Origin of the sequence: Variovorax paradoxus, assembly GCF_029919115.1 — a bacterium.
Taxonomy (GTDB): domain Bacteria; phylum Pseudomonadota; class Gammaproteobacteria; order Burkholderiales; family Burkholderiaceae_C; genus Variovorax; species Variovorax paradoxus_O.
In genome coordinates this window covers 2,432,509-2,444,739 of record NZ_CP123990.1, presented here as the reverse complement: position 1 = coordinate 2,444,739, position 12,231 = coordinate 2,432,509, and the positions used below count along the sequence as shown (strand labels likewise).

General features: G+C 66.9%; 12 protein-coding genes. All 12 read right to left on the bottom strand.

From position 1 onward, the window contains the following. Positions 1-6: 6 nt before the first annotated feature. Entirely contained in the window at positions 7-1,287 is a 1,281-nt protein-coding gene (locus tag QHG62_RS11870; protein ID WP_281151035.1) for an amidohydrolase family protein, read from the bottom strand. Positions 1,288-1,322: 35 nt separating this feature from the next. Then, the gene (locus QHG62_RS11865) at positions 1,323-1,781 is read right to left on the bottom strand and encodes a hypothetical protein (RefSeq protein WP_281151034.1); all 459 of its coding nucleotides are present in this window, start codon (positions 1,779-1,781) and stop codon (positions 1,323-1,325) included. After that, positions 1,781-2,704: an ABC transporter permease gene (locus tag QHG62_RS11860; RefSeq protein WP_281151033.1), complete on the bottom strand. Its 924-nt coding sequence runs from the start codon at positions 2,702-2,704 to the stop codon at positions 1,781-1,783. Before QHG62_RS11860 ends, QHG62_RS11865 begins: the two co-directional genes overlap by 1 nt. A 130-nt stretch (positions 2,705-2,834) precedes the next feature. Then, positions 2,835-3,896, bottom strand: a complete 1,062-nt coding sequence (locus QHG62_RS11855) for an ABC transporter permease (RefSeq protein ID WP_281151596.1) — start codon at positions 3,894-3,896, stop codon at positions 2,835-2,837. Continuing rightward, positions 3,896-5,494, bottom strand: coding sequence for an ABC transporter ATP-binding protein (locus QHG62_RS11850; protein WP_281151032.1), 1,599 nt, complete (start codon positions 5,492-5,494; stop codon positions 3,896-3,898). The genes QHG62_RS11855 and QHG62_RS11850 overlap by 1 nt, the downstream gene beginning before the upstream one ends. 136 nt (positions 5,495-5,630) lie before the next feature. Continuing rightward, a complete protein-coding gene (locus tag QHG62_RS11845; RefSeq protein WP_281151031.1) occupies positions 5,631-6,569 on the bottom strand; it encodes a 5'-methylthioadenosine/S-adenosylhomocysteine nucleosidase in 939 nt (312 codons plus the stop codon). Positions 6,570-6,583: 14 nt separating this feature from the next. Further along, entirely contained in the window at positions 6,584-7,585 is a 1,002-nt protein-coding gene (locus QHG62_RS11840; RefSeq protein ID WP_281151030.1) for a BMP family protein, read from the bottom strand. Positions 7,586-7,660: 75 nt separating this feature from the next. Next, positions 7,661-8,290, bottom strand: a complete 630-nt coding sequence (gene upp / locus QHG62_RS11835) for a uracil phosphoribosyltransferase (RefSeq protein ID WP_013541661.1) — start codon at positions 8,288-8,290, stop codon at positions 7,661-7,663. A 32-nt stretch (positions 8,291-8,322) separates the two neighbouring features. Further along, the gene (locus QHG62_RS11830; RefSeq protein ID WP_281151029.1) at positions 8,323-9,735 is read right to left on the bottom strand and encodes a URC4/urg3 family protein; all 1,413 of its coding nucleotides are present in this window, start codon (positions 9,733-9,735) and stop codon (positions 8,323-8,325) included. Beyond that, positions 9,732-11,084 (bottom strand): GTP cyclohydrolase II, encoded by a 1,353-nt coding sequence (locus QHG62_RS11825; protein ID WP_281151028.1) that lies wholly within the window; start codon positions 11,082-11,084, stop codon positions 9,732-9,734. The genes QHG62_RS11830 and QHG62_RS11825 overlap by 4 nt, the downstream gene beginning before the upstream one ends. Positions 11,085-11,203: 119 nt before the next feature. After that, positions 11,204-11,671 carry a DUF6152 family protein gene (locus QHG62_RS11820; protein ID WP_281151027.1) on the bottom strand — a complete coding sequence of 156 codons (468 nt, stop codon included), beginning with the start codon at positions 11,669-11,671 and terminating at the stop codon, positions 11,204-11,206. 14 nt (positions 11,672-11,685) lie between these two features. Beyond that, positions 11,686-12,105, bottom strand: a complete 420-nt coding sequence (locus tag QHG62_RS11815; protein WP_281151026.1) for a hypothetical protein — start codon at positions 12,103-12,105, stop codon at positions 11,686-11,688. Positions 12,106-12,231 lie beyond the last annotated feature (126 nt).

Here is a 12,231-nt window from a genome sequence, read left to right as displayed (position 1 = left end):
CCAACGCTAGGGTTTTCGAATCATCCAGCTGGTGGTCTGCCCGCGGCCCGGAAGGTGCAGCGCGGCCGTGGCGGCCGGCGTTTCCGCCAGCAGCTTTCCTTTACGGAATACCTTGAGCCGGGTGGCACGCAGCCGGATCGCTTCGACCGCATCGCGCGCCTGCAAGAGCACAAAGCTCGCGTCGCAGCCTGCCGCGATGCCGTAGCCTTCAAGGTGCATCACGCGCGCAGCATTGGTGGTTACCGCCTCGTAGCACTGTCGGATGCCGGCCTGGCTGGTCATCTGCGCCACGTGCAGCCCCATGTGCGCCACCTCGAGCATGTCGCCTGAGCCCATGCCGTACCACGGGTCCATCACGCAGTCGTGGCCGAAGGCGACGTTCACGCCCGCGGCCATGAGCTCGGGCACGCGGGTCATGCCGCGGCGCTTGGGGTAGGTGTCGTGGCGGCCCTGCAGGGTGATGTTGATCAGCGGGTTGGAAACGACGCTGACGCCGCTCTGCGCAATGAGCGGCAGCAGCTTGCTCACGTAGTAGTTGTCCATCGAGTGCATCGACGTGCAATGCGAGCCCGTCACGCGGCCCTGCATGCCCAGGCGCCAGGTTTCGGCGGACAGGGTTTCGATGTGGCGCGAGAGCGGATCGTCCGACTCGTCGCAATGCATGTCGACCAGCTTGCCGCGCTCGGCCGCAAGCTCCATCAGCAGCGTGACGCTGGCCGCGCCATCGGCCATGGTGCGCTCGAAATGCGGAATGCCGCCGACCACGTCCACGCCCTTGTCGAGCGCGCGCGTCAGGTTGTCGACGCCGCCGGCCGAGCGCAGCACACCGTCCTGCGGAAAGGCCACGAGCTGCAGATCGAGATACGGCGCGACCTGGCGCTTGACATCCAGCAGCGCGTCGACCGCAAGAAGGCTCGGGTCGCTCGTGTCCACATGCGACCGCACGGCCAGCAGCCCCTTGGCCACCGCCCAGTCGCAGTACGCCAGCGCACGTTCGATCAGCGCCTCGGCCTTGAGCAGCGGCTTGAGCTCGCCCCACAGTGCAATGCCTTCGAGCAGCGTGCCGCTTTCGTTGACGCGCGGCAGGCCGTAGCTCAGCGTTGCGTCCATGTGGAAATGCGGATCGACGAAGTGCGGCGAGAGCAGCAGGCCTTGGGCGTCGAGCTTTTCATGGGCGGGCGCGTCGAGGCCTGCCGTCACTTCGGCGATGCGGCCTCCCTGTACGGCAACAGACATTCCGGTACGGCCGTCGGGGAGGGTGGCGTTGGTGATGAGCAGGTCGAGCATCGTGAAGATCTTCTTGTCGGTCGCTAGGCGGGCGTTCAGCGCGTGCGCTGCGCCCGGTAGCGGTATTGCCCCGGCGCCGGGCCGACCTCGATGGTGACGCGGCGCAGCTTGTCGTCGTGGCCCGATGCGGCTTTTGCAGTTACCACGATGCCGCGCGGTGTGGCGCGGCAGGTGAGATCGGTGAGCGCGACTTCGGCATGGTCGTTGTCGAGCTCTCCAATCGCCAGCGTGTGCTCGGCATGCAGGCTGCCGTTGGCGTCGCGCGCCATCCACTGCACATAGAGGAAGGACTGTGCGTACTGCTCGGCGTGAACCACGCGGTAGGTGCCCTGGTGGTCTTTGCCCCAGGTGCCGCACAGCTGAACCCAGCTGACCGGGTCGGGCGTCTTGAAGGTTTCATAGCCGAGGTCGCTGCCCAGCGCATGCGCGCCGGCGCTGCACCAGGCCACCAGCGCGGTGAGCAGCATCTTTCGCACTGGGGCAGCGCGCGGCATCAGCGCTCCCCCTTGCGATAAGGCTTCATCAGCGCCTGCGGGTAGCTGGCCTTGCGCGCCACCAGCACCAGCGCGAGGATCGAGAGCAGGTACGGCAGCATCAGGTAGATCTGGTAGGGCAGCACGGCATCACCCGATTGTTGCAGCCGAAGCTGCAGCGCGTCGAAGAAAGCGAACAGCAGCGCCCCCAGCAGGGCCTTGCCGGGCCGCCATGAAGCAAACACCACCAGCGCCACGCAGATCCAGCCGCGGCCGTTCACCATGTTGAAGAAAAAAGCGTTGAACGCGGAAAGCGTGAGAAACGAGCCGGCCATGCCCATCAGCGCCGAACCCGCGACGATCGCCCCGGTGCGCGTGCCCGCGACCGATACGCCCTGGCTTTCGGCCGCCTGCGGGTTCTCACCGACCATGCGCAGCGCCAAGCCGAGCGGCGTGCGGTACAGCACCCACGCAATGGCAGGCACCAGCAGCAGCGCGAACAGGGTGAGCGATGTCTGCGCATTCAGGATGGGCAGCGGCAGCCAGTCCATGGGCGCGAAAGGCGTGATGGTCGGCGGCGTGTTCACTTTCGGAAAACTCACGCGATAGCCGAAGTAGCTGAGTGCGGTCGCCAGCAGCGTGATGCCAAGCCCCGAGACATGCTGCGACAGGGCGAGTCCGACGGTGAGAAAGGCATGCAACAGCCCGAACACCATGCCCGTGAGCGCAGCCACCCCCACGCCGGCCCACAGCGGCGCGCCGGCATACACCGCGAGCCATCCGGTGAATGCGCCCGCGACCATGATTCCTTCGATGCCGAGGTTGAGCACGCCCGCGCGTTCGCACAGCAGCACGCCCAGCGTGCCGAGGATGAGCGGTGTTGCGATGCGCAGCACCGCGACCCAGAAGGCGGGGTTGGCGAGGATGTCGAGCAAATCGGTCATCGCGTATTTCTCCCTCCCCTTTCGGGGGAGGGCCGGGGTGGGGGCACGCGGCGCTCGCAGTGGGCGCTGATGCCCCCATCCCAGCCTTCCCCCAGCGGGGGAAGGAGCAAGACCGGGGAGCAGCGCGTTGTCATTTGAGTCGCACCCGGTATTGCGTCAGCAGCATTGCCACCAGCACCGCGATCAGCGAGGCGGCGACGATCACGTCGGCGATGTAGGTCGGCACCCCCACTGCGCGGCTCATGGTGTCCGCACCGACCAGCACGCCCGCCACGAACACGCCCGCGGCAATCACGCCCAGCGGGTGCAGCCCGGCCAGCATCGCAATCACGATGCCGGTGTAGCCGTAGCCCGGCGACATGTCGAGCGTGACGTAGCTGGTGCGGCCCGCCACCTCGATGGCGCCGGCCAGCCCCGCCAGCGCGCCCGAAAGCAGTGCCACCATGACCACGGTGCGCGTCACCGGCACGCCCGCAAATTCTGCCGCGCGCGCGTTCGCGCCGACCGCGCGGATGTCGAAGCCCAGCACCGTGTACTTGAAAATTGCCCAGACGATCACCGCCAGCGCCGCCGCCCAGAGCAGGCCGGTGTGCACGCGCGCCTGCTCGATGAGCTTGCCGAGCTCCAGGTCAGGCTGCAGCGATACGCTCTGCGGCCAGCCCATGGCAGTCGGGTCCTTCATCGGCCCATCGAGCAGTGCCGACACGCCGAGCAGCACGATGAAGTTGATCAGCAGCGTGGTCACTACCTCGTCGACGCCGAGCTTGTTCTTCATCAGCGCCGGGCCGAGCAGCAGCAGGGCGCCGGCCACGGCGGCGGCCAGCATCATCAGCGGAAACAGCAGCCACGGCTGAAGCTCGAAACCCGTGCCGCCGTGCATACCGCCCACGACCACGGCGGCAAGAGCGCCGGCGAACAGTTGGCCCTCGGCGCCGATGTTGAAAAGCCGCGCCTTGAACGCGACCGTCGCGGCGAGGCCGGTAAGAATGAGCGGGATCGCGCGCGTGAGCGTCTCGCTCCAGGCGAACACAGAGCCGAAGCCGCCTTGCAGCAGCAGCGCGTAGGTGCGGCCGACTGGTGCGCCGGCCCAAAGCACGAGCAGCGCGCTCACCAGCATGGTGAACAGCACCGCGCCGACGGGCGCCAACACCAGTGCGGCACGTGATGTTTCGTGGCGTCTTTCGAGCCGCATCATGGCCGCGCCTTTCCGCGCAAGGCGTCGGTCGCGCCGGCCATTGCAAGGCCGATGGCTTCACGTGTCCATGCCGATGCCGGGCGGGCCTCGCCCAAGTGGCCGCCATGCATCACGGCCACCCGGTCGCCGAGCGCCAGCACTTCGTCGAGGTCATCGGAAATTACCAGCACCGCCGCGCCGGCATCGCGCGCGGCGATGAGTTGCTGCTGCACGTAGGCCACGGCGCCGATGTCGAGTCCCCAGGTCGGCTGGTGCGCGACGATGAGGCGCGGTGCGCGGGTCGGGTACTTCTTGTTGTCGGCGTCTTCGACCTGTTCGGGCGCGAGCAGTGCCCGGCCGAGAATCAGTTTTTGCATGTTGCCGCCAGAGAGCGAACGGGCCGGTGCCATCAGCCCCGCGCCGCGCACGTCGAATGCTTTTTCGATGCGCCGCGCATGCACCCGCGCGGCGGCACGCCGCACGAACACGGACCAGCGCGAAAAGACCGGGCTGCGCAGCCGTTCCGACACCGCGTTCTCCCACACCGGCAGGTCGCCGACCACGCCGACTGCGTGCCGGTCTTCGGGAATGCGCGCCACCCCGCGCTGTACCAGACGAGAGGGCGAGGGCGGCAGCGCGCGGCCCATCAGCAGGGCCGTACCGGAAGTGGCGCGGCGCGTGCCGCACAGCAGTTCGGCCAACGCGACCTGTCCGTTGCCGGAGACGCCGGCAATGGCGGTGATCTCCCCGCCGCGCAGCGTGAGCGACACCTCGCGAAGCGGGCTTGAATGGTCTTGCGCACCGCTCTTGGCGGATGCGGTGCTCACACGGTCGAGCACGCAGACCGCATCGCTGACAGTACCGGCGGGCCGCCGCTGCGGCGCTTCGACCGCGTGACCGACCATCCACAACGCGAGTTGCGCGTGCGTGGTGTCCGCCGTGCGCGCCTCGGCCACCAGCTTGCCACCGCGCAACACGGCAATGCGCCGCGAAACCCGCAGCACCTCGCCCAGCTTGTGGCTGATGAAGATCACCGAGAGCCCCTGCGCCACCATCTGTGCGAGCGTGGCGAACAAGGCTTCGCTTTCCTGCGGCGTCAGCACGGCAGTCGGCTCGTCGAGGATCAGGATGCGCGCGCCGCGGTACAGCGCCTTCAGTATCTCGACGCGCTGCCGCTCGCCGACGGAGAGGCTGCCGATCTTTGCGTCGGGCTGAACCGGCAGGCCGAAGCGCTGCGCCACTTCGAGCAGCCGGGTGCGCGCGGCTGCGCGGCGCGAGAACACGCGCCAGAGCGGCTCCGTGCCCATCATCACGTTGTCGAGCACGCTCAGGTTGTCGGCCAGCGTGAAGTGCTGGTGCACCATGCCCACGCCCGCAGCCAGCGCCGCCTTGGGGTTGCCCGGAGGCAAGGGCGCGCCGAAGGCCTCGATGCTCCCTTCGTCGGCCACGTAGTGCCCGAAAAGGATGGACATCAGCGTCGACTTGCCTGCGCCGTTCTCGCCCAGCAGCGCGAGCACCTCGCCCGCCTGCAGGTCGAGAGAGATGTCGTCGTTGGCGACGAGGGAGCCGAAGCGCTTGGTGATGCCCTGGAGGCGGAGAACCGTGGCGTTGTTCATGAAGGTCTTGCTCCTTCCCCTTTCGGGGGAAGGCTGGGATGGGGGCAAGCGGCACCTGCCACACCGCCGCGATCGAGCGAGCGCCGCATGCCCCCACCCCAACCCTCCCCCGGAAGGGGAGGGAGTGAAGGCAGGATCACTTCCATGCAGCCAGGAACGCCAACATGACCTTGGCCGAGTTGTCGGCCGCAATGCCCATGAAGGTGCCCATCTCGTTGGCGCCTTCGCCGCCGCCGGCAAGGTCGCTGAGCGAGCGGAAGGCGATGTACGGCACGCCGTTGCTGTAGGCCACCATGCCCACGGCTGCGGTTTCCATGTCGAGCACGTTGGCCTGGAAGGTCTTGAAGGTGTATTCGCGATACGCCTTGTTGTCCATGAAGGCCTGGCCCGAGACGCCATTGCCACCGACGACCAGCTGGGGCTTGCGCGCCAGGCACTTGCCGGCGCTGCAGTTCGCGAGGTCGACGTTGCGGATGCTGCGCGCCACTTCGAGCATTTTCGGATCGGCTTCGAACCAGAACTTGCGCTCGATGCCTGGCTTTGCGGCCGAGCGCACCTCGACCGGGCGTGGATGCATCATGCCGAAGTTGGGCATCGTGGCATCTTTGATGAATGGCGGAGCGGTGAACTTGCCCGGCGCGGTTTCGCGCGCCATCAGCACTTCGAGGTACTGTCCCCATTGCGCCGGCACCGTCACGTCACCGACGTGCAGTTGCGGATTCACGCCACCCGCGATGCCGCTGAACACGATGCTGGACACGCGAAAGCGATCGAGCACCAACTGCGTGTTCATCGTGGCATTGGTCATGCTGATGCCAGAGAGGAACAGCACCACCGGCTTGCCTTCAAGCGTGCCGGTGGTGAACTCGACGCCGTTGACGCTGTGCCTGGCCGGCCCCTGCAAGCGGTTCAGCAACAGCTTGAGCTCGGGCTCGAAGGCCGAGATCACGGCAATGCGGGGGGTGTCGTCCAGCCGGATGCCGCTGGCGGTGGCACCGCCGGGTTTGTAGACGGCGGCACAGCCCGCAAGACCGATGGCCAGCGCGCCAGCCGCAAGAAGAGAACGCCAGCGCATCGTCAACAAGCCCTTCACTTGGCGGTCGATTTGGGCTGCGAGTCGTCGACCTTCACGGTGAACTTGCCGGCCAGGATGTCAGCCTGCTTCGCCTTGACCTTGGCCACGATGTCGGCCGGAACCTTCTTCTCGAAAGTGCCGAGCGGCGCGAGTTCGGAGCCCTTGTGCTTCATGGTCGAGTAAACGCCGTAGTCTTCGGCGGTGAACTTGCCTTCCTTCACGAGCTTGATGGCGCGGTCGGCCGAGGGCTCGAAATTCCACAGGGCCGAGGCAACCACCGTGTCCGGGTACTGCGCCTGCGTGTCGATCACGTTGCCGATGGCGAGCTTGCCTTTTTCCTTGGCCGCGTCAGAGACGCCAAAGCGCTCGGCGTACATCACGTCGGCACCCTTGTCGATCATTGCGAAAGCCGCTTCCTTGGCCTTCGGCGGATCGAACCAGCTGTTGATGAAGCTCACGCTGAATTCGACTTTGGGGTTGGTTTCCTTCGCGCCGGCCATGAACGCGTTCATGAGCCGGTTCACCTCGGGAATCGGAAAGCCGCCAACCATGCCGATGCGGTTGCTCTTGGTCATGCCGCCCGCCACCATGCCGCTCAGGTACGCCGGCTCCTGAATGTAGTTGTCGAACACGCTGAAGTTGGGCGCCTGCGGCTTGAGCGACGAGCCCATCAGGAAGGCGACCTTGGGAAAGTCTTTGGCCACCTTGCGTGCCGCCGCTTCCACGCCGAACACTTCGCCAAGGATCAGCTGGTTGCCGCCCGTGGCGTACTCGCGCATCACGCGCTCGTAGTCGGCATTGCTGACGTTCTCGGTCGCCTTGTATTCGATCTCGCCGCGCGCCTCGGCAGCCTTGAGCGCCTTGTGGATGCGGCCCACCCATTGCTGCTCGAAGGGCACGGTGTACACCGCCGCCACCTTGAGCTTGGCCTGCGCCAGCGCAAGGCCGGGTGCGCCCGCCGCAAGGGCCGCGGCAATGGCGGCGGAACGAATGATCAACTGACGGCGTGCTGTCACGGTGCTTCTCCTCGAGGTATGAAAATCTTCTTGTTGCCGACCGAATCGCGGCAGCCGCCGCCTGAGGCATCGGCTTTACTTCGTGCCGAATATGCGGTCGCCAGCGTCGCCAAGGCCCGGCAGGATGTAGCCGTGGCTGTTCAGCTCGCGGTCGATTGCGGCGGTGTAGATCGGCACGTCGGGGTGGGCCTTCTGCATGGTCGCCACGCCTTCGGGGCAGGTCAGCAGGCAGACGAACTTGATCGATTTCGGGTTCAGCTCTTTCAGGCGCTCGACCGCAGCCACCGCCGAGTTGCCGGTGGCCAGCATCGGGTCGACCACGATCACGTCGCGGTTCTCCATTTCGCCCGGCATCTTGAAGTAGTACTCGACGGCCGTGAGCGTCTTGGGATCGCGGTACAGGCCGATGTGGCCGACGCGCGCGCCCGGCACCACGGTGAGCATGCCGTCCAGGATGCCGGTGCCCGCGCGGAGGATGGACACCAGCACCAGCTTCTTGCCGTCGATGACCTTGGCCTGCATGGTCTCGAGTGGGGTCTCCACTTCGATGTCCTGCATCGGCATGTCGCGCGTGACCTCGTAGGCCATGAGCATGCTGATTTCGTTCAGGAGCCGCCGAAAGCTGTTGGTGGAAGCGTCCTTGCGGCGCATCAGCGTGAGCTTGTGCTGGACGAGGGGGTGGTCGACGAGATGGACGTTGCTCATTTGATTTTTCTGCCGTTGCTGGACCCGCGAGTCTAAAAGACGGTGCCGTCGCTTTCGATCAGGAGCGGTGGCGCTCCGTCACGCAAGCGCTGTGCCAGCACGCGGCCCGCCGCCCAGGTGCCGCCCTCGAGCACGCAGGCCAGCGGCAGTTCCTCCTCGGTGCGGTCGAGCATCTTGCGCACGCGGGGCGCCAGCTCGTCGAGCAGCGCCACGGTGAGTGCACGCCATTCGACGATGAACTCGTCTCCGGCTTTCCAGGTGCGCGCAAGAGAAGCCGGGTCTTTCGGCACGATCACGCCGCTGTCGATCAGGAGGCCGCCGTTGCGGTATTCGGGCAGGGCGGTGAGTGCATCGAGCTGGCGCACCTTCACGCCCGCCCACTCGAAGGGCTCGAGCAGCGAATAGGTGAGCCATTGCGAGAGTTTGTGGAACGGCATCCATCCGTTGGTGAGGCCGGGCCCGCGCACCGCGCTGTGGCGCCAGCAGTCGCCAAGCGCAAGGGCCGGGTCGCTCGAACCGATGCCGCCCGTGGTGTCGCTGCCGTCGACGGCAATGCTGTCGATGGAGTTGGCCGAGGGCCAGATACGCGACAGCGTTTCGAGCAGCAGCGACAGGATCTGGTGCGCGGTGATTTCTGCTGTGGGCGGTGCGGCAGCGCCGAAAGGAGCGACCAGCGCGTCGAACATGCCGGCTGGCCGTCCGTCGTCGCCGAAGGTTTCGGGCTGTTCGCTCATCGCTTCGCCCAGCCGGCGCAGCAGCACGGTGCGGCCGGCAAGGCCCACCAGCGGATTGACGTCGCTCACCTGGAAGGCATCGCCGAGCCGGTCGGTGACCAGGCCGCGCAATCCCGCCGCGTCGGCTTGCAGCGGATGGTCGGGGTCGGACGAGAAAAGCCCGCTCGTGAAGGCATGGAAGCTCGCCACGCCCAGGCCTTCGGATCGCGTGAAACGCTGGCCCGTGGCCGGCTCGGTGTAGTGCCAGTGGGGGCCGGCGCCGGCATCGAGCAGCACGCTCACCAGCACCAGGTCGATGTGCGCGCGGGCACGCTGCCGCGCATCGATGCCCTTGCCGAGCAGCGCATCGAGCTGCTTCAGCCGGTCGACGCCGCCAGCTTCGAAGTGGCGCCAGCGGCTGTGATACGGAATGGTGTCCCATGGGTAGCGCTCGCGCGTGACCTCGGCCACGGCGCGGGCCGCGTCGTCCGCTGCATCGTCGCCGCCGATGCGAAACCATCGCGACTCGCCGCTGCGTGCGCGAGCGAGCAGCGCGGCCGCGCGCTCGCGAATGGCACCGGTGGTGCGCAAGAGGGTGGCGGCGCCCGCGGGGCGGCTGGTGTCGGGCGCGAATTCGATCGCCGGATCGATGTCGCCCGCGCTGCCGTCCGGCAGGTTGCCCGAACCGTCGGCGGGCAGGTAGTTGTTGCTGTGTTCCTTGTTGTCGCTCATTCGCTCAATCCCCGGCCTTTGGCCTTCTTGAGTTCTTCGGCGGTCGGCACCGGGCCGGGCGTGAAGTAGCCGGCGGCCATCTTCGCGTCCATCTCGACCCGGGCGTCGGCCGGAATCAGTTCATCTGGAATGTTCACGCGCTCGCCGATCTCGATGCCGGAGCCGGTGATGGCGTCGAACTTCATGTTGCTCATCGACACGAGCCGATGGATCTTCTTGATGCCGAGCCAGTGGAAGACGTCTGGCATCAGTTCCTGGAAGCGCATGTCCTGCACGCCGGCCACGCATTCGGTGCGCGCGAAATACTGGTCGGCGGTGTCGCCGCCCACCTGCCGCTTGCGCGCGTTGTAGACCAGGAACTTGGTCACCTCGCCGAGCGCGCGGCCTTCCTTGCGCGAATAGGCGATCAGGCCGACGCCGCCGCGTTGCGCGCCCTGGATGCATTCCTCGATGGCGTGCGTCAGATACGGGCGGCAGGTGCAGATGTCGGAGCCGAACACGTCGGAGCCGTTGCACTCGTCGTGGATGCGCGCGGTGAGCTCCACCTCCGGGTTGGCCAGGTCGCGCGGGTTGCCGAAGATGTAGAGCGTCTGCCCGCCGATGGGCGGCAGGAACACTTCCAGGTCGGAGCGCGTGACAAGCTCGGGGTACATGCCCCCGGTTTCCTCGAACAGCGTGCGGCGCAGGTCGGTTTCGGAGCAGCCGAATCGCCGCGCCACTTCAGGCAGGTACCACACGGGTTCGATGGCGGCCTTGGTGACCATTGCGGCGCCGCCGGCCGTAAGAAAGTGGCCGTCGGCCTTGAGCCGGCCGCTCTGCAGGGCCTCGATCACCTCGGGCAGGATCACGTGCGCCTTGGTAATGGCAATGGTCGGGCGAATGTCGTAGCCGGCCGCAAGCTCGGCGGAAAACACATCGGCCACCAACGCGCCCCACGGATCGAGCGAAACAATGCGGCCCGGTTCGGTCCACTGCGGGTAGGGGCCGATGACGTCGGTGGGCGCGGTATTGGTGAGGTCGGCCTTGTGTTCGCGCTTGAGGGCTCCGGCCGCCACGGCAAGCGCACGGTAGACGCTGTAGGAGCCGCTGTGCGTGCCGATGACATTGCGGTGCGCCCGCTTGGTCGTGGTGCCGACCACCGGGCCGCGTTCGGTGGCTGTCGCTGCGCCCCATCGGATCGGCAGCGCGCCGAAGCCGCCGGCATGGGAGGTCAGCCGGATATGCCCGGTCGACGACGAAGGATGGAGCGCGGGAAGGGGAGAGACGGAGATCGCCGGATCCGCGGGAATGCCAGGGGTCGCGGGAGGCGCCGAGATGGAGGAACGGGTCGCTGTGCTATCTGCGGACATTGGAGGCCCTCAAAAAATGCAATGTACCGATGAGCCGCGCCGCTGGCAAGCAGGGCGCGTTCATGGCTCTTGCACTCGTCTATTGCACTCGCGGATGCGGCGGCCTACCCAGGCGGGCTTCAGGCAGGCGAGGAGCGAAGGCCGTAGGCCTTGCCGCCGACGAAGAGATATTCGGCCCGCAGCACCGCATCGCCCTTCTCGCCGGTGTAGGTGAAGCCCAGCACCGCGACCGGGGTGCCGGGCTTGATCTCTTCGACCCCCCAGGCCTGCAAGCGCGTGAGAGGCGCCAGCTCGACCAGCCATTTGCGGTCGCGCCGGGTCGGCAGCTGGGCCTTGGCCAGCAGCCCGGGGCCATCGACGGCCGTGCTCTGCTTGGGCAGCGGGCGTTGCTTCAGGTCCGGCGGCAGCGTCGGGTTTTCGGCCAGTTCCAGTTCCAGTTCGCCATGCGGGTTGCGCCACATGACCTTGGTTGCGCGCCCCTCCAGGTAGAGCGGGCGGTCCTGATCGAAACTGCTCCAACCATGGTGAGCCCACACCGGCAGGGCCAGGCCCAGCGAACCGGCAACGAACATGCGCCTGTGCATCATCTCGGACTCCTTCTTCAGATGTAAGCGATCCAACGCCCGCAGATGATGACAGCGAGCCAAAACCCCAACGACAGCAGGCATTGCAGCCTGGGTATGGCGCCGCTGGCCGCAAGGCCACCGCGTGCATGGAACCAAGCGGCGTTGGCGCCGGCCATGCAGATCAGGAACAGCTTGATGCGGAATGCGGAGTTGGAGAGCAACTCGCCGGGCTGGCTCGCGAACATCGTGAGGCCGCTGGCGGCGCACAGGCCAAAACCCGCCAGCGCCGGCAGCAGCGTGAGCCGAGCCAGCTGGCTTTGCGACAGTTCCTTGCCCACGCCGAGCACGCGCAGTTCGAAGACAAGCAGCCCGCCGAACAGCATGGCAATGCCCACGATATGCACAACCTCCAGTGCCGGATAGGCCCAGGGATGCGAAGCAAGGCCGGCCAGCATCGGCGCGCCTCAGGTCCGGGCCGTGGCCCGCTTGGGGGCCGAAGAGCAGTCCAAAGGGCAGTCGGCAACGGGTGGCACGGGCGCTCCTTCCATGGTTCGGGCGAGCTTAGCCGAGGACGCGATGCG